General features: G+C 72.2%; 21 protein-coding genes. 13 read left to right on the top strand and 8 right to left on the bottom strand.

Annotation, left to right across the window (positions count from 1 at the left end):
- Position 1: 1 nt before the first annotated feature.
- Entirely contained in the window at positions 2–328 is a 327-nt protein-coding gene (locus tag AB0G20_RS11630; protein WP_361299549.1) for a DUF5955 family protein, read from the bottom strand.
- Between the two features lie 243 nt (positions 329–571).
- Between AB0G20_RS11630 and AB0G20_RS11625 the strand changes: the two genes are divergently transcribed.
- Together AB0G20_RS11625 and aceB are read left to right on the top strand one after the other, a co-directional pair.
- Positions 572–1,186, top strand: a complete 615-nt coding sequence (locus AB0G20_RS11625) for a nucleotidyltransferase family protein (RefSeq protein ID WP_361299546.1) — start codon at positions 572–574, stop codon at positions 1,184–1,186.
- Between the two features lie 220 nt (positions 1,187–1,406).
- Positions 1,407–3,032: a malate synthase A gene (gene aceB, locus AB0G20_RS11620; protein ID WP_361299543.1), complete on the top strand. Its 1,626-nt coding sequence runs from the start codon at positions 1,407–1,409 to the stop codon at positions 3,030–3,032.
- A gap of 16 nt (positions 3,033–3,048) precedes the next feature.
- On the opposite strand, the gene AB0G20_RS11615 is transcribed toward aceB, so the two are convergent.
- Together AB0G20_RS11615 and AB0G20_RS11610 are read right to left on the bottom strand one after the other, a co-directional pair.
- A complete protein-coding gene (locus tag AB0G20_RS11615) occupies positions 3,049–3,318 on the bottom strand; it encodes a SelT/SelW/SelH family protein (RefSeq protein WP_030242193.1) in 270 nt (89 codons plus the stop codon).
- On the bottom strand, positions 3,315–4,229 hold the full coding sequence (locus AB0G20_RS11610; RefSeq protein ID WP_361299540.1) for a HipA family kinase: 915 nt from the start codon (positions 4,227–4,229) through the stop codon (positions 3,315–3,317). Before AB0G20_RS11610 ends, AB0G20_RS11615 begins: the two co-directional genes overlap by 4 nt.
- Before the next feature lie 207 nt (positions 4,230–4,436).
- Here AB0G20_RS11610 and AB0G20_RS11605 point away from each other — a divergent pair, with 207 nt between their 5' ends.
- The 5 genes from AB0G20_RS11605 to AB0G20_RS11585 all read left to right on the top strand — a co-directional run bounded on the left by AB0G20_RS11605 (position 4,437) and on the right by AB0G20_RS11585 (position 10,368).
- Positions 4,437–5,306: an ABC transporter ATP-binding protein gene (locus AB0G20_RS11605; RefSeq protein WP_361299537.1), complete on the top strand. Its 870-nt coding sequence runs from the start codon at positions 4,437–4,439 to the stop codon at positions 5,304–5,306.
- Positions 5,303–6,286: an iron-siderophore ABC transporter substrate-binding protein gene (locus AB0G20_RS11600; RefSeq protein WP_361299534.1), complete on the top strand. Its 984-nt coding sequence runs from the start codon at positions 5,303–5,305 to the stop codon at positions 6,284–6,286. The genes AB0G20_RS11605 and AB0G20_RS11600 overlap by 4 nt, the downstream gene beginning before the upstream one ends.
- Positions 6,287–6,293: 7 nt before the next feature.
- Positions 6,294–8,366 (top strand): iron ABC transporter permease, encoded by a 2,073-nt coding sequence (locus AB0G20_RS11595; RefSeq protein WP_361299531.1) that lies wholly within the window; start codon positions 6,294–6,296, stop codon positions 8,364–8,366.
- 80 nt (positions 8,367–8,446) lie between these two features.
- Entirely contained in the window at positions 8,447–9,946 is a 1,500-nt protein-coding gene (locus AB0G20_RS11590; protein ID WP_361299528.1) for an APC family permease, read from the top strand.
- A gap of 2 nt (positions 9,947–9,948) precedes the next feature.
- Positions 9,949–10,368 (top strand): universal stress protein, encoded by a 420-nt coding sequence (locus tag AB0G20_RS11585; protein WP_361299525.1) that lies wholly within the window; start codon positions 9,949–9,951, stop codon positions 10,366–10,368.
- Here the strand turns inward: AB0G20_RS11585 and AB0G20_RS11580 are convergent.
- Both AB0G20_RS11580 and AB0G20_RS11575 read right to left on the bottom strand, forming a co-directional pair.
- On the bottom strand, positions 10,363–10,734 hold the full coding sequence (locus tag AB0G20_RS11580; protein ID WP_361299522.1) for a (2Fe-2S) ferredoxin domain-containing protein: 372 nt from the start codon (positions 10,732–10,734) through the stop codon (positions 10,363–10,365). The two genes, AB0G20_RS11585 and AB0G20_RS11580, sit on opposite strands and share 6 nt — an antisense overlap.
- 63 nt (positions 10,735–10,797) lie before the next feature.
- Positions 10,798–12,315, bottom strand: a complete 1,518-nt coding sequence (locus AB0G20_RS11575; protein WP_361300881.1) for an IucA/IucC family protein — start codon at positions 12,313–12,315, stop codon at positions 10,798–10,800.
- Positions 12,316–12,434: 119 nt separating this feature from the next.
- On the opposite strand from AB0G20_RS11575, the gene AB0G20_RS11570 reads away from it, so the two are divergent.
- Genes AB0G20_RS11570 through AB0G20_RS11560 form a run of 3 tightly spaced genes read left to right on the top strand, consistent with a single transcriptional unit; the run spans position 12,435 to position 16,036 of the window.
- Positions 12,435–13,928, top strand: a complete 1,494-nt coding sequence (locus AB0G20_RS11570) for an IucA/IucC family protein (RefSeq protein ID WP_361299519.1) — start codon at positions 12,435–12,437, stop codon at positions 13,926–13,928.
- A 45-nt stretch (positions 13,929–13,973) separates the two neighbouring features.
- Positions 13,974–15,248 carry a VWA domain-containing protein gene (locus AB0G20_RS11565; protein ID WP_361299517.1) on the top strand — a complete coding sequence of 425 codons (1,275 nt, stop codon included), beginning with the start codon at positions 13,974–13,976 and terminating at the stop codon, positions 15,246–15,248.
- Complete coding sequence (locus tag AB0G20_RS11560; protein WP_361299514.1) at positions 15,248–16,036, top strand: hypothetical protein; 789 nt, start codon at positions 15,248–15,250, stop codon at positions 16,034–16,036. The genes AB0G20_RS11565 and AB0G20_RS11560 overlap by 1 nt, the downstream gene beginning before the upstream one ends.
- 87 nt (positions 16,037–16,123) lie before the next feature.
- On the opposite strand, the gene AB0G20_RS11555 is transcribed toward AB0G20_RS11560, so the two are convergent.
- Positions 16,124–16,750 (bottom strand): helix-turn-helix domain-containing protein, encoded by a 627-nt coding sequence (locus AB0G20_RS11555; RefSeq protein WP_361299511.1) that lies wholly within the window; start codon positions 16,748–16,750, stop codon positions 16,124–16,126.
- An 85-nt stretch (positions 16,751–16,835) separates the two neighbouring features.
- Here AB0G20_RS11555 and AB0G20_RS11550 point away from each other — a divergent pair, with 85 nt between their 5' ends.
- The 3 genes from AB0G20_RS11550 to AB0G20_RS11540 all read left to right on the top strand — a co-directional run bounded on the left by AB0G20_RS11550 (position 16,836) and on the right by AB0G20_RS11540 (position 19,260).
- Positions 16,836–18,044 (top strand): pyridoxal phosphate-dependent aminotransferase, encoded by a 1,209-nt coding sequence (locus tag AB0G20_RS11550; RefSeq protein ID WP_361299508.1) that lies wholly within the window; start codon positions 16,836–16,838, stop codon positions 18,042–18,044.
- A gap of 105 nt (positions 18,045–18,149) precedes the next feature.
- A complete protein-coding gene (locus AB0G20_RS11545) occupies positions 18,150–18,779 on the top strand; it encodes a hypothetical protein (RefSeq protein WP_361299505.1) in 630 nt (209 codons plus the stop codon).
- A 58-nt stretch (positions 18,780–18,837) separates the two neighbouring features.
- Complete coding sequence (locus tag AB0G20_RS11540) at positions 18,838–19,260, top strand: acyl-CoA thioesterase (RefSeq protein ID WP_361299502.1); 423 nt, start codon at positions 18,838–18,840, stop codon at positions 19,258–19,260.
- Between the two features lie 154 nt (positions 19,261–19,414).
- Here the strand turns inward: AB0G20_RS11540 and AB0G20_RS11535 are convergent, their stop codons facing one another.
- On the bottom strand, positions 19,415–20,803 hold the full coding sequence (locus AB0G20_RS11535; RefSeq protein WP_361299499.1) for a nucleobase:cation symporter-2 family protein: 1,389 nt from the start codon (positions 20,801–20,803) through the stop codon (positions 19,415–19,417).
- A 221-nt stretch (positions 20,804–21,024) separates the two neighbouring features.
- Positions 21,025–22,404 (bottom strand): 8-oxoguanine deaminase, encoded by a 1,380-nt coding sequence (locus tag AB0G20_RS11530; protein WP_361299496.1) that lies wholly within the window; start codon positions 22,402–22,404, stop codon positions 21,025–21,027.
- Between the last annotated feature and the right edge of the window lie 33 nt (positions 22,405–22,437).

The following is a 22,437-nucleotide window of genomic DNA, read 5'->3' as shown; positions in this document are numbered from 1 at the left end:
CCTACCCCTGGCCCCGCACCGGCCCCCCGAAGAGGTCCACCGCCCGCCGGACCTCCGTCAGCTCCGCGGACAGCGCGCTCACCGAGCCGATCGCGCCCGCGAGCAGCAGGAGGGAGCGGCGCAGGCGGGAGATCTCCGGGATGCCGTCGGCGGCCATGGCGGCCACGGCGGCCAGTTCCTCCTCGGCGATGGTCCGGTCGGCGAACTCGCCGGGATGGGCGGCCAGTCGGCGGCGCAACCGGGACACGGCGGAGCGCAGCTCCGTCACGCGCGGGTCCTCGCCGCCGGTCACAGGCCCCTGCCGCTTCTGCTCCACGCTCCGCAACACAGTCCTCCCCCTCGCACCTCGTCGTGCGCGTGCCCTTCCGACGCGAAGTCCCCCACACCGGGCAGCGATCGGGCGCCCGGCCGGTCGGTGCGGGCGACAGTAAACGACGCGGGCCGCCGGGCGCCAGTCCATTGCGTCATCGACTTGTCTCACTGAGTGACTTTCTGGCCCGAGGCGCACGTCTGTCCGACGCGCGCCCCGCGCCGTCGTACCCCCGTACGGGGCGTGCGGTATGCAGGAGCCATGACGACACGGGAGACGACGGGCGGAGCACCAGCGGTTGCGGGGCTGCTGCTCGCCGCCGGTGGCGGGCGGCGGCTGGGCGGGCGGCCCAAAGCACTGCTCCCCCACCGGGGACGGCCCCTTGTGGAGCACGCGGTGCGGGTGCTGCGGGAGGGCGGCTGCGCGAGGGTCCACGTGGTTCTGGGCGCGCAGGCCGACGAGGTGCGCGCACGCGCCTCGCTGCCGGGCTGCGTCCTGGTCGACAACCCGGACTGGGAGCAGGGCATGGGGACCTCCCTGCGCGCCGGGCTCGACTCACTCGCCGGCACGGGCGCCCGGGCCGCCCTGGTGTCACTCGTCGACCAGCCCGGCATCGGACCCGAGGCGGTGGCCCGGGTCCTCGCGGCGCACGAGGGCGAGGAGTCGCTCGCCTCGGCCGCGTACGACGGTGTGCGCGGCCATCCGGTGCTCTTCGGTGCCGCCCACTGGGCGGGCATCGCCGCGACTGCGACCGGGGACCGGGGGGCACGCGCCTATCTGAAGGAGCACGGGCCGGCGATCACCCTCGTCGAGTGCGGCGACGTGGCCCGGCCGTTCGACATCGACACCGAAGCCGATCTGTCCCACCTGGAGTGAGCGGGGTGGCACGGAGCGCCACCTTTCCTCGACCCGGAGAATCTCGACATCAACAGATGATTGAACTTCCACCATGAGGAAACTAGTATCCACTGTTCAGAAGCGCCCGACATCCCTCAGCTTCATCGCGGGCGCCGAACGCCGTATCCGGGAAGACTGGCACCCGGTGCCACACCGCCGCCGGTTCGTCTTCACAGCTCGCTGAAGGAAGTGACCGTTCATGTCCGCTCCAGCGCCGTCCCCGCTGGCCATCGTCGACGCCGAGCCCCTGCCCCGGCAGGAGGAGGTCCTCACCGAAGCGGCGCTCGCCTTCGTGGCCGAGCTGCACCGGCGGTTCACGCCCCGGCGTGACGAACTCCTCGCCCGCCGCGCCGAGCGCCGCGCCGAGATCGCCCGCACCTCCACCCTCGACTTCCTCCCGGAGACGGCCGCGATCCGCGCCGACGACTCCTGGAAGGTCGCCCCGGCCCCGGACGCCCTGAACGACCGCCGGGTCGAGATCACCGGTCCCACCGACCGCAAGATGACCATCAACGCCCTCAACTCGGGCGCCCGGGTGTGGCTCGCGGACTTCGAGGACGCCTCCGCCCCCACCTGGGAGAACGTGGTCCTCGGCCAGGTCAACCTGAGCGACGCCTACACCCGGAACATCGACTTCACCGACCCGAAGTCCGGCAAGTCCTACGCCCTGAAGGCGGACGGGGAGCTCGCCACGGTCGTCATGCGCCCGCGCGGCTGGCACCTGAACGAGCGTCATCTCGTCGACGCCGACGGCACCCCGGTGCCCGGCGCCCTCGTCGACTTCGGCCTGTACTTCTTCCACAACGCCCAGCGCCTGCTGGACCTCGGCAAGGGCCCCTACTTCTACCTCCCCAAGACGGAGTCCCACCTGGAGGCCCGCCTCTGGAACGAGGTCTTCGTCTTCGCGCAGGAGTACTGCGGCATCCCGCAGGGCACGATCCGGGCGACCGTCCTCATCGAGACGATCACCGCCGCGTACGAGATGGAGGAGATCCTCTACGAGCTGCGCGACCACGCCTCCGGGCTGAACGCGGGCCGCTGGGACTACCTGTTCTCCATCGTCAAGAACTTCCGTGACGGTGGCGCGAAGTTCGTCCTGCCGGACCGCAACGCGGTGACGATGACGGCCCCGTTCATGCGGGCCTACACCGAACTCCTCGTCCGCACCTGCCACAAGCGCGGCGCGCACGCGATCGGCGGCATGGCGGCCTTCATCCCCTCGCGCCGGGACGCCGAGGTCAACAAGGTCGCCTTCGAGAAGGTCCGCGCCGACAAGGACCGCGAGGCGAACGACGGTTTCGACGGCTCCTGGGTCGCCCACCCCGACCTGGTGCCGATCGCCATGGAGTCCTTCGACAAGGTCCTGGGCGACAAGCCCAACCAGAAGGACCGGCTGCGCGAGGACGTCGACGTCCGAGCGGCCGACCTGATCGCCATCGACTCGCTCGACGCCAAGCCGACGTACGCGGGTCTGATCAACGCCGTGCAGGTCGGCATCCGTTACATCGAAGCCTGGCTGCGCGGCCTCGGCGCGGTCGCCATCTTCAACCTCATGGAGGACGCGGCCACCGCCGAGATCTCCCGCTCGCAGATCTGGCAGTGGATCAACGCGGAGGTCGTCCTCGACAACGGCGAGCAGGTCACCGCCGAACTCGCCCGCAAGGTCGCCGCCGAGGAACTCGCGAACATCCGCGCCGAGATCGGAGACGAGGCCTTCGCGGCCGGCAACTGGCAGCAGGCGCACGACCTGCTGCTGACGGTCTCCCTCGACGAGGACTACGCCGACTTCCTGACGCTGCCGGCGTACGAGCAGCTCAAGGGCTGACGCGCGGGCCGGACCTCTAGCGCTCCGAGTGGCCCAGGGTCTTCCCCGGGGCCACTCGGTCGCGTACGGCCTTCTTCACGGCCGTCGGTTCGGGGAAGCCCTGCTCGCGCCGGTCCCAGACGACCTCGTCGCCGACGCGGACGACGAACACCCCGCCCGTGCCGGGCTTCAGGGCCAGTTCCGTCAGTTCGGCCTCGAAGGTCGTGAGCAGTTCCTGCGCCAGCCAGGCCGCGCGGGGCAGCCAGCGGCACTGGGTGCAGTACTCGATCTCGACACGGCCACTCATCCGAGGTGCACCGACCAATCCTGCTGGGCCGCGGGCTTGCCGTGCAGATCGGGCACCTGCCTGAGCCACGCGGGGCGTCCTTGCTGGTTCTTCGCCGCCCGGAGGGCCTCCTCGGCGGCGAGTTCCTCCCGGGTGGGGAAGTCGGTGGGCAGCCACGCTCCGGAGGCGCGCACGCGCGCGTGGAGGTACGTCACATACGCCTCGCGCACCTCGTCCGGCGTGGCGAAACCCGGCTCGTCGGCGAGCCAGGCGTCGGGGACCTCGGCGAGGATCCGCCGCAGCAGTTCCTCGGTGACCTTCGGCGCCAGCTCGGCGTCGGCGGCCCGGACGTCGGGCGCGTAGTGGCCGAGGGCGTGGTGCCGGAAGTCGTAGGCCTTGCGGGGGTCGGTGGCGTCCCAGCGGTGGTGGAAGACGAGGGCGGCGCCGTGGTCGATGAGCCACAGGCGCGGGATGGCGACGCCGAGGGTGGGCCAGACCATCAGGTTGGAACTGTGGACCGTACGGTCGACGTTCACGGTCAGGGCGTCGAGCCAGACGATCTTCCCGGCCTCCAGCGGATCGACGGGGAAGACCCGGGCGATCTCCGGTGTGAAGTCCCGGGCGCCCGGCAGATGGTCCATGCCGAGGTTGACGCCCGCGCTGGCCGCGTGCAGGTCCCGCACCTCCTGGTGCGGCTCGTGGTCCGCGATCGCCGGGTCGAAGTGCACCAGGACCAGCTCGGGGAAGCGCAGCCCGAGGGCGCGGGCCAGTTCCCCCACGATCACCTCGGCGACCAGCGCCTTGCGGCCCTGCGCGGAGCCGGTGAACTTCACGACGTACGTGCCGAGGTCGTCCGCCTCGACGACTCCGGGGACGGAGCCGCCGGAGCGCAAGGGTGCGATGTAGCGGGTTGCGACAACCTCTCTCAACATCCTGGAAGACCCCGTCGCGTATCCACCGTGTATTCCGCGCCCTTTCTCCCCAGCAGTCCGTCGCTCGGGGTGCGCCCCCTGCTTCCGGTCTCCGGCATGAAGCGACCATAGTAACGAAGCGTGACAGCCGCCGAGCGGTCTCGCGGGCCGAGCAGGACCGCCCGCCCTCTTGTCAAGGCGATATTAGGTTAGGCTAACCTTCGCCGCGTGAGATCTGGTGAAGAGACGGCCGGCGGACTGCGTCTGCGCGGGCATCAGCTGTCGGCCACGGGCGTGACCGTGTCGTACGACGGCACGGACGTCGTGCACGACGCGGCGATCGCGCTGCGGCCCGGTGAGGTGACCGTCCTGGTCGGTCCCAACGGCAGCGGGAAGTCGACGCTGCTGCGGACGATCGCCCGCTTGCAGCGGGCCCGCCGGGCCGAGCTCAGGATCGACGCCGACACCGACGGCCTCGCCCTGACCGCCCGGGAGTTCGCGCGGCACGTGGCCCTGCTGACGCAGGGTCGTCCCACGCCCAGCGGACTGACCGTGCGGGATCTCGTCGAGTTCGGCCGCTACCCCTACCGGGGCCGCTTCGGCCGCCCGGACCCGGACGCCTCGGCCGCGGTGGAGCGGGCGCTCGCGCTGACCGGCGTGACGGACCTCGCCGAGCGCGGCGCCGACCACCTGTCCGGCGGGCAGCTGCAGCGCGTGTGGCTCGCGGGCTGCCTCGCGCAGGAGACCGGCGTGCTGCTCCTGGACGAACCGACCACCTATCTCGACCTGCGCTACCAGATCGAACTCCTCGACCTCGTCCGCGATCTGGCGGACGACCACGGGATCGCCGTCGGAGTCGTCCTGCACGACCTCGACCAGGCCGCGGCCATCGCCGACCGGATCACGCTCCTCGAAGCGGGCCGGATCGTCGCCGACGGCCGCCCCGAGGACGTCCTGACCCCGCAGCGGCTGACCGCCGTCTACGGCATCCGGATCGACGTCGACACAGACCCCCACACCGGCCGGATACGGACCCGTCCGATCGGCCGGCACCACTCCCGCACCACCCGAAGCGAAAGGCTCGGCACCACCTCATGAGACGTCTCCTGCTCACCGCGGCCACCACCACCGCCGCGGCGCTCACCCTCGCCGCGTGCGGCACCACCGAGCCGGCCGCCGACAGCGCGAAGAAGAAGACCTCCGAGGCCATCAGCCTCACCGACTCCACCGGCGCGAAGGTGAAGCTGGACGGCCCGGCCAAGAAGGTCGTCGCCACCGAGTGGAACGAGGTCGAGAGTCTCATCACCCTCGGCGTCGACCCCGTCGGCGTCGCCGACGTCAAGGGCTACAAGACCTGGGACACCGCCGTCCCGCTGAAGAACGAGCCGAAGGACATCGGCACGCGCGGCGAGCCGAGCATGGACACCATCGCCTCGCTCTCCCCCGACCTGATCGTGGCCAGCTCCGACCTGCCGGACGCCGCCGTGAAGCAGCTGCGGAAGATCGCCCCCGTTCTGGAGATCAAGTCCGCGGACGCCTCCGACCAGATCGGCCAGATGTTCACCAACCTCGACCTCATCGCCAAGGCCACCGGCACCACCGACAAGGCCGAGACGGCCCGGAAGAACTTCGAGGCCAAGGTCGCCGAGGGCAAGAAGGCCCTCGCCGACGCGAAGCTCGGCGGCACCGACATCGCCTTCGCCGACGGCTACGTGACGTCCAACCAGGTCTCCCTGCGCCCGTACACCGGCGGCTCCCTCATCGGCGCCGTCAACGAGCAGCTCGGCCTGAAGAACGCCTGGAAGGTCAAGGGCGACCCCGCCTACGGCCTCGGCACCACCGACGTCGAGGGCCTCACCGGCCTGCCGAAGGACGTCCAGTTCGCCTACATAGGCAACGACGGCGACAAGTCCAGCAACCCCTTCACCGGGCCGCTGAAGAAGAACGCCGTGTGGACCTCCCTGCCCTTCGTGAAGGCCGGCAACGTGCACCGGCTGCCCGACGGCATCTGGATGTTCGGCGGTCCCGAGTCGATGGAGGCGTACATCGACGCCCTCGTCGGCGCGCTGACGAAGTAGCGGGGCCATGGCCGTCACCGAAGCGCCTCCCGTCACCCGTCCGCCGGCGGCCGCGTCCCGGACGGGTGCGGCCGCGGTGACGGCCGGGCTCGTCCTCCTCGTCGCCGCCCTCGCCGTCGTCGACATCACCCAGGGCACCGCCGCCGTCGGACCGGCGCAGGTGTTCAAGGCCCTGACCGGGCAGGCCGATCCGGGCGACGCGTCCGTGGTCATCGCCTCCCGGCTGCCGCGGATGACCGCCGGCATCCTCGTCGGCGTCGTCCTCGGCATCGCGGGCGCGGTCCTGCAGGCCGTCAGCCGCAATGTGCTCGCCTCGCCCGACACCCTCGCGGTGAACGCCGGTTCGTACCTGGCCCTCGGGCTGGTCGGCGCGACCGGCGTCTCGCTGCCGCTGCTCGCCTCCTCCGGTGTCGCCTTCGCGGGCGGACTGGCGGCCGCGGCCGTCGTGCTCGCCCTGTCCGGCCTCGGCACGGGCACCGTACGGCTGGTTCTCGCCGGTACCGCGCTCGCGCTCGGCCTGAACTCCGTCACGGAAGGGCTGCTCCTGCTGTTCCCGCAGCAGACGGAGGGCCTCTACCAGTGGAACCAGGGCAGCATCGGCCAGAACGGCTTCGACGGCGTCCTGCAGATGCTCCCCGTCACCTCGGTGGGGCTCGTCGGGCTGCTGCTGGTCGCCCGCCGGGTCGACGCGCTGGCCCTCGGGGACGACGCCGCGCGCGGTCTGGGTGTCCCGGTGCACGCCACCCGCGTCACGGTGGTGGTGCTGGCGGCACTGCTGTCCGCGGCGGCCGTCACGTTGGCCGGGCCCATCGGCTTCGTCGGCCTGTGCGCCCCCGCGCTGGTACGTCCGCTCGCCCGCCGGTTCCGGAGCTTCACCCGGGCCCGGGCGGTCCTGCCCGTGGCCGGTCTGGCCGGTGCCGGGCTGGTGCTCGGGTCGGACGTGCTGCTGCGGGCCCTCATCCCGGCGGACACGGCGGTGGCCGTCCCGACCGGCATCGTCACCAGCCTGGTCGGTGCCGTCTTCCTGGTGGTGACGGCCCTGCGGCTGCGGGACACCGCCGGGGCCGACGCTCCGGACCGGCTGCGCATCCCGAGCCGGAGGGCGTTCCTCGTCACCGTGGCCGCACTCGTCGCCGCGGTCGTCGGCGTCGCACTGGCGGGCATCCTGCTCGGCGACAGCAAACTCCTGCTCGGCGATGTCGCCAACTGGGTGCAGGGGCGGGCCGGGCAGACCGTCTCCTTCGTCCTGGACACGCGCGTTCCGCGGGTGCTCGCGGCCCTGTGCGCGGGCGGGGCGCTCGCCCTGGCCGGCACGCTGGTGCAGGCCGTGACCCGCAACCCCCTCGCGGAGCCCGGGGTGCTGGGCGTGTCCGGCGGTGCCGCGCTGGGCGCCGTCCTGCTCGTCACCACCGTGCCCGCCGCCGGGTCCTGGGGCGTCGCGGGTGCCGCGTTCGGAGGCGCGGCGCTGGCCTCCGCGATCGTCTTCGGGCTCTCCGCCCGGGGCGGTTACCGGCAGAACCGGCTGGTCCTCGTCGGCATCGGCATGGCGGCCGGTTCCACGGCCCTGATCAGCCTGCTCATCGTGCTCACCGACCCGTTCAACGCCACCAAGGCGCTGACCTGGCTGTCGGGTTCGACGTACGGGCGGACCATGGCGGACGTGCTGCCCGTCGCGCTCGTGCTGGCGCTGGGCCTGGCCGTCGCGGTCACCCGGCGCACCGAGCTGGACCTCGTCTCCCTCGACGAGGACACCCCGCGGCTGCTCGGCCTCGGACTGCCGCGGGCCAGGCTGGGTTTCCTGGTGGTGGGTGTGCTGCTCGCCGCGACCGCCGTCGCCTCGGCCGGCACGATCGGTTTCGTGGGCCTGGTGGCGCCGCACGCGGCCCGTGCCCTGGTGGGCCGGCGGCATGTGCGGGTCGTACCGGTCGCCGTCCTGCTCGGCGCCGCGCTGGTCTGCACCGCCGACCTGCTCGGCCGCACCGTCATCGCCCCCGCCCAGCTGGGCGCGGGCCTGATGACGGCGGTGATCGGCACGCCGTACTTCCTGCACCTGCTGGTCCGCGGCCGTAGAGCGACATGACACCCGAAAAGGGCATCAATAGTTAAAGCGCCCCGAAAGTGCCTGTTGTATGGATTCACACACAACAGGAGCGAGGGAGCATGGCCAAGGACATCACGGATTCGGGCCCGCCCCCGGCGGCGAGCCTGAAGCCCGACGCGATCGGGTTCGTGGACGCGCTGGTCATCGGACTCAACGCGACCTCACCCGCGTACTCCGTTGCGGCGGTCATCGGCCCGATCGTCGCGCTGGTGGGCATCTACGCCCCCGGGGTGATGCTCGCGTCGTTCGTGCCCATGCTGCTGATCGCGTCGGCGTTCTACTACCTCAACAAGGTCGACCAGGACTGCGGCACGACGTTCTCCTGGGTCACCCGGGCCATGGGGCCGTGGGCGGGCTGGCTCGGCGGCTGGGCCATCGCGATGACGGGCGTCCTGGTCGTCGGGTCGCTCGCGGACGTCGCCGTGACGTTCTTCCTGCTCGCCGTCGGCCTGGACGGCTGGGCCGACAACGACGTGGTGCGCCAGGTCCTGACGGTGCTGCTCATCCTGGTGATGACGGCCGTCTGCGTGATCGGCACAGAGGTGTCGGCCAAGGTGCAGAACGTCCTCATCCTGGCGCAGGTCGCCTGCCTGCTCGCCTTCGCCGTGGTGGCGCTCTACCGGGTCTACGCCGACACCGGCACCCTCGACGCCGTCGACCCGAAGTTCAGCTGGCTCGACCCGTTCGGCGCCGGCGGAGCGTCTCTGACCGCGTCCCTGCTGCTGGGCGTGTTCATCTACTGGGGGTGGGAGTCGGCGGTCAACCTCACCGAGGAGGTCGAGGACTCGGCCACCGCCCCCGGCAAGGCCGCCGTGTGGTCGACGGTGGTGCTGCTGGTGACCTACATCGCGGTCGCCTACGCGGTCGTGGCCTACGCGGGTACGGACTACCTCGCCGAGAACGCGGCGGAGGAGGAGTTCATCTTCGCCCTGCTCGCCGAGGAGGCGATGGGCGGCTGGGACTGGGTCGTCCTGCTGGCGGTCTCGACGTCGGCGCTCGCCTCCACGCAGACGACGATCATCCCGGCGTCGCGCACGGGCCTGTCCATGGCACGCCGGCATGCGCTGCCCGCGCACTTCGGCCGCATCCACCCGCGGTTCCGCACCCCCGACGTGAGCACCTGGTGGGTCGCCGGCATCGCCATCGCCTGGTACCTCGTCCTCTACCACCTCAGTGAGAACGCCCTGTTCGACTCCCTCACCGCCCTGTCCCTGCTGATCGCGTTCTACTACGCGCTCACGGGTCTCGCCTGCGCGGTGTACTACCGTCGCCAACTCACCCGCAGCGTCCGCAACTTCTTCCTGATCGGCCTCGGACCGCTGATCGGTGCGGGGCTGCTGGCATGGCTGCTGGTGGAATCCGTGACGGACATGTCCGACCCCGAGAACTCCTACAGCGGCGTCTCCTGGTTCGGGCTCGGTCCCCCGCTCGTCATCGGCATCGGCATCGTCGTCGCGGGCTTGATCCTCATGATCGTGTGGCGGCTGAGGGCGCCCGCCTTCTGGTCGGAACACCCGAGCGTGGTCGACCCGGACCTCGTCGACGGCAAGGAGTCCTGAAGATGTCGGTGGTCCTCGGTTTCGACGAGTCCCCGGGCGCCCTGCAGGCGCTGCGCGTCGCCATCGAGGTGGCGACCGCGTACGACGAGCCCCTGGTGATCGTCTACGGCGTCGCCGCCCCCGGCGTCACGGGCGAGGAGTACGGCGCTCATCACGAGGCCGTCCGCGAGGCCGGCAACACCGCACTCGGTCACGCGGTCCGGGTGGCCGACGAGGCCGGGGTGCGGACGTCGGTGGAGCTCATCGACGAGCGGCCCGCGCAGGCGCTGATCGAGGCGGCGGCCCGCCACGGCGCCAGGGTCATCGTGGTGGGCACGTGGGGCGAGAGCCCGGTGCGCGGGGCGCTGCTGGGCTCGACTCCGCACAAGCTGCTGCACCTGTCGAGCGTGCCGGTGCTGTGCGTGCCGGCGACCGGGTCATGAAGAGCCGGCGCCTCGCTTCGTGTGCGGGCTGAAGACGTACAGGCCGAGGATGTCGGGCACCGGCGCGACCCCGGGGCCGCCCTCCCGGACCCAGGAGACGACGTCCTCGGTGGCCGCCGGGTCGTTGACCAGGCCCAGCCACACCGGCCGGCCTCCGGCGGCCCGGCCCGCGGCGGACGGCTGGACGACGATGACGTTGGCCTGGTCGCAGACGTCGAGGCAGTCGGAGACGCGCACCGGTGCCGCCTCGCGCAGGCGCTCGGTCTGGGCGGCGTGATCGACGCCTCTGATCTTGCGGCTGCCGCAGCAGCAGTCCCGGCAGACGACGATGCGGCAGGGAACCCCCGCGTCCGGCTTCGCGGACATGTCGCACCCTCCCTCGCTGCCTGTTGTGATCATCATTTCATGCGGGTGCCTGGACCCGGCACGTCAGGTCCCTGCTCTCAGCGGGTTGGGCAGCGGCCGGTAGCGGGCGTCCGCGCCGTCCGCGCCCGTCCAGCGCAGCAGCAGGTTGGTCTTGGCGGGGAGGGTCGGTGAGGTGAGCAGGGCGGGAATCTCGGGGAGGTCGTGGCGGGCGAGTTCGCGGCGGACGGCGGGCCAGGGGTCGAAACCGGGGTGCCGTTCGGTGAGGGCGCCGGCGATCTCGATGAGGTGGTTGACGACCAGGCAGTACACGAGCCGCTCCCAGCCTGCCTGCCGCGACACGTCCGGCAGCAGCTTCACGCCCTCGGCATCCCGGTACAGCGCCTGCACCGGCAGGCCGTCGGCGTCCACGGCGACCAGGGTGTTCTGCAGGTGGGCCTCGATGACGACGCCGTGCTCGGCGAACGCCGTCAGCGCCGGGGGCACGACCTGGGCCAGGTACGCCGCCCACCAGGCCCCGGGGTCGGCGGCGCGGTCGAGCGGGCTGCCCTCGAAGCCCTCGACGAGACCGGCGGCGAGCAGCGGGGTCGCGCCGGGCAGCAGGCGGTCGCCGAAGCCGTCACGGACGAGGACGGCCAGGGCCTCGAAAGCGAAGTCGGCGGTGCGGTAACCGCGGTCGCCGAGCCAGGCCGGGGGCCCGTCGAACGTCGCGAGGGCGGCGCACACGGCCGCGTCCGTCCTGCGCAGGGCGAGCAGGTCGTGGCGCCACAGCCGGCGGATGTCGTTGGTGATGCGCACGTCCAGGCTGAACTTCAGGAAGAGGTCGTGCCCGGGCGTGTACAGCGTGCGGATCGCGGCCGTGGGCCAGGTGTCGAAGGCGGTCGTGCCGAGCCGGATCAGCCTGCCGTCCGCGAAGGCGGCCGCGAGTTCCTGCCCGGCCAGGTCGAGCTGCCAGGGGTGGGCCGGGAGCAGGCGGTAGCCGGGCGGGGCCGTGCCGAGGGCGTCGAGGGCGGAGGTGTCGCCCTCCTCGACGACGGCGTCCTCGCGCAGTCCGAGCAGGGCCATCGGGAAGCCGGCGTACGCCTCGGGCGCGTACGGCAGCCAGCCGGCGGCGGGACCGCCCCCGCGCGCCTTGGGGGCCGGGTGGTGGGTGTGGCCGGTGAGGAGGGACTGCTCGGAGCGCAGGTAGAGGTCGTCGGGCGGGGTGGCCCGGGCGCGGGCGGCGAGCAGGGCGGCCACGGCGTCCCGGCTGTCCAGCATCTCGGCGGGCAGCTCGTGGTTGGACACCCCGGTGTGCCGGCGCAGTTCCTCGGCGACGAGCTTGACCAGCTCGGTGTGGCCGACGCGGTGCCAGGCGCCCGCGACCTCGACCTCCGGTTCGGTGGGCCGCCGCGTTCCGCGCACCCGCAGCAGGCGGCTCCCGCCGGGCAGCCGGTAGACATGGTGTCCGCCCTCCTGGCGCACCGGCCGGGCCACCTCCCGCAGCAGGCAGTTCAGCAGGGGCACGGCGGCATATGCGTCGGCGAGAGCGCCGATGGCCACGCTGTCGCCGTGGGCCGAGTCGTCGTCGGCGGGCGGGGGCATGAGGTCCACGCGTTCCACTCGTCCCTACGGTCCTTCCAGCGTTCCGGGCGGAGATGATCAGTATGTCGGTCGTCGCCATTCCGCTGTGACGCCCCTATTCGTACCCGAGGAGCCCGCCCGTGCACCGTCCCCCCACCGCCGAGACCGAGGTCGCCGACGAGCTGTCCGTCGTACGGCCCGGACTCCTGCCGCGGTACGAGGCCGAACTGCCCGGCTCCCGGGCGGCCGTGCTGTCCCGGCTGTGGCGCGGTCTCGCCCATGATCCGCTGCCCTGGGTCACCCGCGGCGAGCAGGGCCGGGACGGGCTGACGCTGTCCCTGTCGGACGGCCGCCGCCTGCACGGCCCCCGGCCGGATCCGTATGCGACCGGCGCGTACGTCACCGTCGTACGTCTCGACGAGAAGGAGTACGAGGATCCGGCGCGGCTGATGACGGACCTCGCCGTACCGCACTCCGCTTCCTTCGCCGCGGAACTCGGGCACAGTGTCGCCTCGTTGGCGCTGTCGAGAGCAGGGCAGGAGGGTGCTCGGGACGGCTGGCCGGAGAGCGACTGGGAGTGGGAGCAGCGGATCGTCGACGGGCATCCGTTCCATCCGACGTGCCGGTCCCGGCCCGGCTTCTCGGTGGCCGACCAGCTCGCCTACGGGCCCGAGCACCGGCCGGTCGTGGAGCTGGGGCTGGTGCCGGTGCGGGCGGAGGAGTGCCTCGTGACGGGCGAGTGGCCGCGGGAGCTGCGCGACGGGGGGCGCGTGGTGCTGCCGGTGCATCCGTGGCAGGCGGCGCATGTGCTGAAGCGGGCGTGCGAGGAGCGGCGCCCCGCGCATCCGCTGATGTCCCTGCGGACGCTGGCCCTGCCCGGCGGGCCGCAGGTGAAGACCGCGCTGAGTGCCCGGCTGACGTCCTCGGTGCGGGACATCTCCCTGCCCTCGGTCGCCGCGTCGGCCGTGCTGTCGGACTTCGCCGGGACGCCCGCCGCCCGCACGGACGGCCTGCTGCACGTCACCCGCACCCTGGGCGCGGCGGCCGCCGGTTCCCCCGACTTCGCGGCCGTCCTGCGGGAGTCGCCGCAGGCGTACGCGGGCAGCGGCGAACGGGTGCTGCCGGTGGCGGCGCTCGCCACCACCGAACTCCCCCGCTCCCCCGCCTGGCTGGCCGGTTTCACGCGGCTCGCCCTCACGGTCGGGCTGCGGCTGCTGGAGCTGGGCGTGGCCCTGGAGGCGCACGGTCAGAATCTCCTGGTGGTCCTCTCGGCGGCGGGCGAGCCGCTGCGGCTGGTCTACCGCGACCTGGCCGACATCCGCGTCAGCCCGGCCCGTCTCGCCCGGCACGGCATCACGGTGCCCGAGCTGCCCGCCCGCATGGTCACGGACGACGAACACGCCCTCCGCCGCAAGCTGTTCGGCTCCCTCGTGGCGGGCGCGCTGGCCGGCACGGCCGGGTCGGGTCCGGCGCTCGCGGCGGCGCTGGAGACGGCGGTACGGGACCTGCCGCACACTCCGGACGTCGCGGCGCTGTGCGCGGATCCGCTGCCCACGAAGGCGCTGACGCTGATGCGGCTCTCGCCGCAGACGCCCGGGGACCAGTGGGCGCAACTGCCCAATCCGCTGGCGTGAAGCGGCGTTTTGGAGCCGGAGCCGGGTGATCAATAGGATCCGGCGATGATCACAAGAACACGGCTGGCGGCAGGGGTCTGTGCCCTGCTCGCCGCGCTGACGGCCGGGCTCGCCTTCCCGGCCGGGGCGGCCGCCGGTGAACCCACGGGCCAGGACGCCCCCAAGGTCGACCTCGTCCTCGATGTGAGCGGCTCCATGCGGGCCCGGGACATCGACGGCCAGTCGCGGATGGCCGCCGCGAAGCAGGCGTTCAACGAGGTGCTCGACGCGACGCCCGAGGAGGTCGAGCTCGGCATCCGCACCCTGGGCGCCGACTACCCCGGGGACGACCGGAAGACGGGCTGCAAGGACACCGCGCAGCTCTACCCGGTCGGGCCGCTCGACCGCACCGAGGCCAAGACGGCCGTCGCCACCCTCACCCCGACGGGCTGGACGCCGATCGGCCCGGCCCTGCTGAAGGCGGCCGGCGACCTGGAGGGCGGTGACGGCTCCAAGCGCATCGTGCTGATCAGCGACGGCGAGGACACCTGCGCCCCGCTCGACCCGTGCGAGGTCGCCCGCGAGATAGCGGCCAAGGGCATCGGTCTGACCATCGACACCCTGGGCCTGGTGCCGACCGCCAAGCTGAGCAGGCAGCTGAGCTGCATCGCCGAGGCCACCGGCGGCACGTACACCTCGATCGAGCACCAGGACGAACTCACCGACCGGGTCAACCAGTTGGTGGACCGGGCGGCCGATCCGGTGGTGACGCCGGTGCCGGCGGAGGGTGCCGACCGGTGTGCCGGGGCGCCGACGCTGAAGTCGGGCCTGTACACCGACCGGGAGGAGTTCGGGCAGCAGCGCTGGTACCGGGTGGAGGTCCTGCCGGGGCAGGAGCTGCGCGCCTCGGTGAGCGTCGCGGCCGACCGGGCCGTGAACCCCGACTACGGCGTGCTGCTGCGGGCCGTCACGTCCAAGGGCCGCGAGATCGTGCGCGGCGAGGCGGCGGGCAACGGCCGCACCGACGTGATCTCGACGGGACTCAGGTACCCCGAGCCCGAGCGTGACGACGCCGACGGCGACAAGCCGGCCGCGGAGACCGTGTGCCTGGCCGTCACCCACTCCTTCTCGGCCGCCTCCGGCGTGAAGGCCACGCCCGGTCTGCCGCTGGAGCTGACCGTCGACGTCGTGGACGGCCCGAGCCAGGCGGGCGACGTGGCCGCCTTCGGTCTCGGCCGCGGCTGGTGGCTGCTCGGCGTGCTGATCCTCACCGGCTTCCTCGCCGGTCTCGTCTGGGGCTGGCTGTCGCGCTGGCGGGTCGCGGTCTGGAGGACCAACTGATGCAAATGGTACGAGCGTTGAGCGCGGCGTTGCTGACCCTCGGCCTGGCGGCCGCCCCGGCCGCGGCCGACGCCTCGCCGAGTCCGTCGCAGGACGACACGTCGGCCCCCACGCAGGCCGGTACGTCGTTCCGTACGGCGACGGAGATCGAGCAGGGGCAGTCGGCCACGGCGAGCGGCTCCACCGGCGACTACCTGTACTGGTCGTTCCCCGCCGACACCGGACAGCGCCCCACGGTCGAGGCGACGGTGAAGCTGCCGGAGACCCACGCCCCGCAGACCTGGCAGATCGACGTCTACGACGGTCTGCGCCGCCGTCAGGCCTGCCAGTACGGGGCGCAGACGCGCACCGCCGCGGCGGACGCCTCCTCGGTCGAGCTGGCCTGCGTGCTGCGCACGGTCCGCGCCTGGTCGGAGCCGTGGGCCGACGACCCGCTGCCGGGCACCTACTACATCCGGCTGACGACCACCGGCGTCGCCACCGCCGACCTCGGCCTCCCGGTCGGCAGCGAAGTGCGGGTGGACTCCAAGGACATCGGCGGGTCCGCGGCGGTGGACGGCTCGCTCGCCGAGCCTCTGGTGCCGGGGATCGCCACCAAGCCCGATGAGGAGCAGGAGGACGCGGCGGTGCTGGCCGGTCTCGAACCCGAGGACGGCTGGACGTCCGGCTGGTGGTCGGACCGGTGGGTGTGGACCGCGGCCGGCGGGATCCTGGCCGCGCTGGCGGGTGTCGGCGGGTACGCGCTGACGCGCGGGACGGGACGGCCGTCACGGGTGCCGAGCGCGTGACCGTGCGCGGAGGGCTCGTTCGCCGCGACCGAGTGTCAGCCCCCGTCTGACGTCATCTCAGAAGGCCTGCCCCGTGCGGGCCTTCTCTCATGCCTCGCGCAGTGCCTTGGCCAGCGTGCCGTCGCCGGTGACCTCGATCCGGCCCTCTTCCACGGCCCGGGCCAGGCTCAGTTCCCCCCGGCTGATAGCCGTGCACGTGGCGGTGTCCAGGACCAGCCGGGCATCCGGCTCTCCGGGGGCGGGCCCGTCGCCGTACACGGGCCCTTCCCCGGCACCGGCATACAGGTGGAACAGGCCCTCCTCCAGGCGGACTTCGACGAGGCCCTCCCCGTCCAGCAGGCGCAGCAGGGGCAGGGCGAACCAGTGCGCCCGCACCGCGTCCGTCGGCCGGCGCTCCCCGAGTTCGCCCTGCCCCCACTCCCCCAGCGCCTGCAGCACCGGAAGCAACTCCCGCCCCCGTGGCGTGAGTTCGTAGACGAAGGCCGCGCCGGGCGGCGGCAGCCGGCGCCGGGTCGCGAGGCCGTCGCGCTCCATGTCCTTCAGCCGCGAGGCGAGTACGTCGGTGCTGACCCCGGGCAGGTCCGCGTGCAGGTCGGTGTAGCGGCGGGGACCGGCGAGGAGCTCCCGGACGATCAGCAGGGTCCAGCGGTCACCGACCAGGTCGAGCGCGCGGGCGGCGGAGCAGTACTGGTCGTAGCGTCGGCGAGGTGGCATGCGACGCAGTCTAGACAAGTTGTTGGACTTTCCAAGCACCTACTTGGTAAAACCAAGCAACACAGTCGGCAGAGGAGAGCGGCGCATGGAGTTCCGGCAGTCGAGCAAGCTCAGCGAGGTCTGTTACGAGATCCGCGGCCCGGTCATCGAGCACGCCAACGCGCTGGAGGAGGCGGGCCACAGTGTGCTGCGCCTGAACACGGGCAATCCCGCGCTCTTCGGGTTCGAGGCGCCGGAGGAGATCATCCAGGACATGATCCGGATGCTGCCGCAGGCGCACGGCTACACCGACTCGCGCGGCATCCTCTCCGCCCGCCGTGCGGTCGCCCAGCGGTACCAGACGCTCGGTCTGGAGGTCGGCGTCGACGACGTCTTCCTCGGCAACGGCGTCTCGGAACTGGTGTCGATGGCCGTGCAGGCGCTCATCGAGGACGGCGACGAAATCCTCATCCCCGCCCCGGACTTTCCCCTCTGGACGGCCGTGACGACCCTCGCGGGCGGCAAGGCGGTCCACTACCTGTGCGACGAGCAGGCCGACTGGTACCCCGACCTCGACGACATGGCGTCGAAGATCACCGACCGTACGAAGGCGGTCGTGATCATCAACCCGAACAACCCCACCGGCGCGGTCTACCCCAAGGAGATCGTCGAGGGCATCCTCGACCTCGCCCGGCGGCACGGCCTCATGGTCTTCGCCGACGAGATCTACGACCAGATCCTCTACGACGACGCCGTGCACCACTCGGCCGCCGCACTCGCCCCCGACCTGGTCGTCCTCACCTTCTGCGGACTGTCCAAGACCTACCGCGTGGCGGGCTTCCGCTCCGGCTGGCTGGTGGTCACGGGGCCGCGGCAGCACGCGAAGGACTACCTGGAGGGCCTCACCATGCTGGCCTCCATGCGGTTGTGCGCCAACGCGCCCGCGCAGTACGCCATCCAGGCCGCGCTCGGCGGCCGGCAGTCCATCGGCGACCTCACCAGGCCCGGCGGGCGGTTGCTGGAGCAGCGGGACGTGGCCTGGCGGATGCTCAACGAGATCCCGGGTGTGACGTGCGTGAAGCCGAAGGGAGCGCTGTACGCGTTCCCGCGTCTCGACCCCAAGGTGCACAAGATCCACGACGACGAGCGGTTCGTCCTGGACCTGCTGCTGCGGGAGAAGATCCAGGTGGTCCAGGGCACGGGCTTCAACTGGCCGGCCCCGGATCACTTCCGCATCCTGACCCTGCCGCACGCGGACGACCTGGAGGCAGCGATCGGCCGGATCGGGCGGTTCCTCGGCGGGTACCGCCAGTAGGGGCGGTGGTCGGTGACGGACGCGGTTGTCAGTGGCGGGTCGTAGCCTTCGAGCAGGTGGGGCGAGCAGCCCCGGGGCCTGCCCGAGGCCGGAGAGGAGCACGCCGTGACCCGACCGCCGACCGCCGCGCAGCGGCGTGTCATCGACGCCGCCGATCCCGTCACCGGGCGGCTCCGGGGTACGGAGTCGCAGCTCGCGGCACTGGTGAAGCGGGGCCTTGCCTTCCGCCACCCCCGGCCGCCGCACGATCACTTTCTGACCCCGGAGGGGCACCGGGTGCGGCAGGGCATCACCCAGGCGCCCGAGCCCGCCGGGGAGGCGCCCGCGTCGACGGGCGTGTTCGCGGCGCGCGTCGGCGGCGAGGAGGCCGCCGCAGAGGCCGGTCCCGTCCGGCGCCGTGAGGTGCACAGCGCCTGGCAGGGGCTGCTGGAGCTGCGCCGGATGACCAACCCGGGCGGGGCCACGGACCGGCCGTGCGGCTGGGAGCGTACGCACCTGGTGCAGGCCGCCGCGCTGGCACTGGAGGCGGCGGGGCACGGTCCGGCGGGGCAGGAGGGCGGGGGTTACCGCGTGCGGGAGACTCCGCAGCCGGAGGCCGTCGCCGTGCACGAGCCGGACGGCGAGGCGCTGCGGGCCTGCGCGGCCACCCTGGAAGGGGCAGGCTGGCAGGTGAGTGAGCACCGCGAGCCGCGCGGCGGGACCCGGTATCTGCTGGCTTCGCCGCGCCGGGCGTGATGAGCATGCCAAGATCGGTGGATCGTTGTGCAGTGCACGAGACTCCGAAGGGGAAGCAGTGAGCGAGCCGTTTTCCGTCCCTGTGACCGTCCGTGGGTACGAGACCGATGTGCAGGGGCACCTCAACCAGGCGGTCTACCTGAACTACGCGGAGCACGCCCGCTGGTCGTTGCTCCAGGCCGCCGGGATCAGCCAGTCCGCCCTCATAGGCAGTGGCGTGGGCCCGGTCGCCCTGGAGACGACGATCCGCTACAAACGCGAGCTGCTCGCGGGCGACGAGGCCGAGGTGACCTGTGCCTTCGAGTGGGGCGACGGCAAGACGTTCCGGATCGAGCAGAGCGTCCTGAAGGCCGACGGCACGGTGGCCGCGGAGATCACCGCGGTCGGCGGGATCCTGGACCTGGAGAAGCGCCGACTGGTCGCCGATCCCGCGGAGGTCTTCAGGAAGCTGGCGTCGGATCCGGGCCTGTTCGGGCTCTAGGCGGCGTCTCGCCAGATCGCCATGTCCGCCGTGAGGGAGGCGACGTCTGCCCCTGTCAGACAGGGGCTGGGCACATGCGGGCTGCTGATGAGGCGCCGCCACACAACCACCGTTGTGGACGGCGCCGTCGAGCGGACCAGGTCCGTCGCCAACCTCAGGGCGCTGCCGGAGCCTTGGGTGTGCCCGTGAGCTCCTCGCCCGCCTCCATCGGGTGGGTCACGTCGTGGGCGTCGCGGCCGTCCCGGCCCAGGTGGTTGAAGACGAGGTTGAGCAGCACCGCCGCCACACAGCCCGTCGAGATGCCCGAGTCCAGGACGATCCGGGCCGTCTCCGGGAACGCGTGGTAGAACTCCGGCGCCGTGATGGGGATGATGCCGACAGCCAGGGAGACGGCCACGATCAGGACGTTGTTGTCCTTGTCCAGGCCGGCCCGGACCAGGGTCTGGATGCCGCTGGCGGCGACCGAGCCGAACAGGACCACGCCCGCCCCGCCGAGCACCGGGCGCGGTACAACGGCGATCAGCGAGGCCGCCATCGGGCACAGGCCCATCAGCACCAGGAAGCCGCCGCCCGCGGCGACGACGTACCGGCTGCGGATCTTCGTCATGGCGACCAGGCCGATGTTCTGCGCGAAGGCGCTGCACATGAAGCCGTTGAAGAGGGGGCTGACCGCGGAGCCGAGGGTGTCGGCGCGCAGGCCGGCCGCGATGGTCCGCTCGTCGGCCGGGCGGTCGACGATCTCGCCCAACGCCAGCATGTCGGCGGTCGATTCGGTCATCGACACCACCATCACCACGCACATCGAGATGATCGCGGCGAGCTGGAACTGCGGGGCGCCGAAGTGGAACGGGGTGGGGAAGCCGATGACGGCCGCGTCCGCGACGGGAGCGAAGTCCGTGGCGCCGAACGGGATCGCGATCAGCGTGCCGATCACCAGGCCCAGCAGCACGGCGATCTGCTTGACGAAGCCCGTGGTGAAACGGCGCAGCAGCAGCACGATCAGCAGGGTGACGGCGGCCAGCCCCAGGTTCGTCGCCGAACCGTAGTCGTGTGCCGCCGGGTCGGATCCCTGCGCCCAGCCGAAGGCGACCGGGAGCAGCGATATGCCGATCAGGGTGATGACCGTGCCGGTCACCACCGGCGGGAAGAAGCGGATCGCCTTGCAGAAGACGGGGGCCGCCAGGAAGCCCAGCAGTCCGGCGACGATGACCGCGCCGAAGATGATCGGCAGGGCGTCGGACTTGTCCTCGGTGGAGGCGACGATCGCGGTCATCGGGGCGACACCGGCGAAGGTGACGCCGTTGACGAACGGCAGCCGGGCGCCGATCTTCCAGATGCCGAGGGTCTGCAGGAAGGTGGCGAGGCCCGCGGTGAACAGGCAGGCGCCGGTGAGGAAGGTCAGGTCGGTGGCGGAGAGGCCGATGGCCGCGCCGACGATCAGGGGTGGGGCGACGACGCCCGCGTACATGGCGGCCACGTGCTGGAGGCCGGTCGTCGCCATCTTGAGCGCGGGGAGTTTTTCGTCAACGGGGTGGTCGGCCACGGCGGCTTCCCTCCGGTCGGTTACACGGCCGCGTCGATGGCGGCCGTGGGTGTCAGGGAGGTGGTGCGGGTGGTCGTGCGGGACCGGGCATGCAGGTGACGGGAAGGCCGTTCCGGGGCGCACATGTACACGCGCGCCCCGGAGACGACCGCCGTGGTCCCCGCTCGGGTCCACGGCCACCGGCCGGGAGCCGTCCCTCCCGGCCGGAGTCATAGGGGTGTTCAGCCCTGGGCGGCGATCCTCGCCAGCCGCTGGGCCTCGTCCCGCGTGGCGCGGGCGATGGCGTCCTCGTCGGCCGTGAGCAGCCGCCCGTCCTCGACGATCTGCCGGCCGTCCACGAAGGAGGCGGTGACCGGGGCGGCCGCGCCGAAGACCAGGGCGGTCACGGGGTCGGCGATGGAGGCGTGGGCGAGCGTGTCCAGCTTCCACAGCACGAGGTCGGCGAGCTTGCCGGGCTCGAGGGAGCCGGTCTCCGCGGCCCGGCCGAGGACCTGGGCGCCGCCGTACGTGCCGAGGCGCAGGGCCTGACGGGCGTTCAGGGCGGCCTCCCGGTGGGCGCCGAGGCGGTTGATGAGGAGGGCGTTGCGCAGCTCGGTGTGGAGTTCGCCGGACTCGTTGGAGGCGGTGCCGTCGACGCCGAGGCCCACGGGGACGCCGGCCGCGAGCATGTCGGGGACGCGGGCGATACCGGCCGCGAGGCGGGCGTTGGAGGACGGGCAGTGCGCGACGCCGGTCCTGGAACGGGCGAAGGCGGCGATGTCGGAGTCGTTCATGTGGACGCAGTGCGCCATCCACACGTCCTCGCCGAGCCAGCCGGTGGACTCGAAGTAGTCGGTCGGGCCCATGCCGAACAGTTCGTGGCAGAACTTCTCCTCTTCCACGGTCTCCGAGCCGTGGGTGTGGAGCCGGACGCCGAGGCGGCGGGCCAACTGGGCCCCGTCGCGGAGCAGTTCGGTGGAGACGGAGAAGGGCGAGCAGGGCGCGACGGCGACCTGGGTCATGGCGTCGAAGGAGGAGTCGTGGTGCCGGCGCACGGTCTCCTCGGTGGCGGCCAGCGCCCCGTCCAGGGTCTCGACGGCGAAGTCCGGGGGCAGGCCGCCGTCCTTCTCGCTGCGGTCCATGGAGCCGCGGGCGAGGGTGAAGCGGACGCCCATGTCGCGGGCGGCGCCGATGATGGCGCCGGAGAGGTCGCCGGAGCCCTGCGGGAAGACGTAGTGGTGGTCCATGGCGGTGGTGACGCCGCCGCGGGCCATCATCGCGAGCGAGCCCTGGGCCGCCGCGCGGACCATCGGCTCGTCGATGCGCGCCCAGGTGGGGTAGAGCGCGACGAGCCAGTTGAAGAGGTTGTGGTCGGTGGCCAGGCCCCGGGTGATCCACTGGTAGAAGTGGTGGTGGGTGTTGATCAGGCCGGGCGTCACGAGGTGGCCGGAGGCGTCGATGCGGCGTGCGACGTCGTCCAGGCCCTCGGGGGCCCTGCCCGCGCCGAGCGACTCGATGCGGTTGCCGGCGAGGACGACGTGACCGGAGGCGTATTCGGTGTCGTTCGCGTCGACGGTCGCGATCGCGCAGTTCTCGATGACGATGCGCCGGTCTGCTGCCATGGTTCGTCCCTTTTCACGAAGTGTGCTGAATTG

The organism is Streptomyces sp. NPDC024017 (assembly GCF_040638895.1).
Lineage (GTDB): Bacteria > Actinomycetota > Actinomycetes > Streptomycetales > Streptomycetaceae > Streptomyces.
Note: the sequence above shows the minus strand (reverse complement) of the source record. Positions and strands in the feature narration are given on the sequence as shown.

Bases quoted from the DNA above. Each gene is read 5' to 3' on its own strand.
- AB0G20_RS11590 (WP_361299528.1), top strand. From the start codon at position 8,447: ATGGCCAAGGACATCACGGATTCGGGCCCGCCCCCGGCGGCGAGCCTG.
- AB0G20_RS11575 (WP_361300881.1), bottom strand. From the start codon at position 12,315: ATGCCCCCGCCCGCCGACGACGACTCGGCCCACGGCGACAGCGTGGCC.
- AB0G20_RS11595 (WP_361299531.1), top strand. From the start codon at position 6,294: ATGGCCGTCACCGAAGCGCCTCCCGTCACCCGTCCGCCGGCGGCCGCG.
- AB0G20_RS11530 (WP_361299496.1), bottom strand. From the start codon at position 22,404: ATGGCAGCAGACCGGCGCATCGTCATCGAGAACTGCGCGATCGCGACC.
- AB0G20_RS11625 (WP_361299546.1), top strand. From the start codon at position 572: ATGACGACACGGGAGACGACGGGCGGAGCACCAGCGGTTGCGGGGCTG.
- AB0G20_RS11610 (WP_361299540.1), bottom strand. From the start codon at position 4,229: ATGTTGAGAGAGGTTGTCGCAACCCGCTACATCGCACCCTTGCGCTCC.
- AB0G20_RS11615 (WP_030242193.1), bottom strand. From the start codon at position 3,318: ATGAGTGGCCGTGTCGAGATCGAGTACTGCACCCAGTGCCGCTGGCTG.
- aceB (WP_361299543.1), top strand. From the start codon at position 1,407: ATGTCCGCTCCAGCGCCGTCCCCGCTGGCCATCGTCGACGCCGAGCCC.
- AB0G20_RS11555 (WP_361299511.1), bottom strand. From the start codon at position 16,750: ATGCCACCTCGCCGACGCTACGACCAGTACTGCTCCGCCGCCCGCGCG.
- AB0G20_RS11565 (WP_361299517.1), top strand. From the start codon at position 13,974: ATGATCACAAGAACACGGCTGGCGGCAGGGGTCTGTGCCCTGCTCGCC.
- AB0G20_RS11585 (WP_361299525.1), top strand. From the start codon at position 9,949: ATGTCGGTGGTCCTCGGTTTCGACGAGTCCCCGGGCGCCCTGCAGGCG.
- AB0G20_RS11600 (WP_361299534.1), top strand. From the start codon at position 5,303: ATGAGACGTCTCCTGCTCACCGCGGCCACCACCACCGCCGCGGCGCTC.
- AB0G20_RS11560 (WP_361299514.1), top strand. From the start codon at position 15,248: ATGCAAATGGTACGAGCGTTGAGCGCGGCGTTGCTGACCCTCGGCCTG.
- AB0G20_RS11550 (WP_361299508.1), top strand. From the start codon at position 16,836: ATGGAGTTCCGGCAGTCGAGCAAGCTCAGCGAGGTCTGTTACGAGATC.
- AB0G20_RS11580 (WP_361299522.1), bottom strand. From the start codon at position 10,734: ATGTCCGCGAAGCCGGACGCGGGGGTTCCCTGCCGCATCGTCGTCTGC.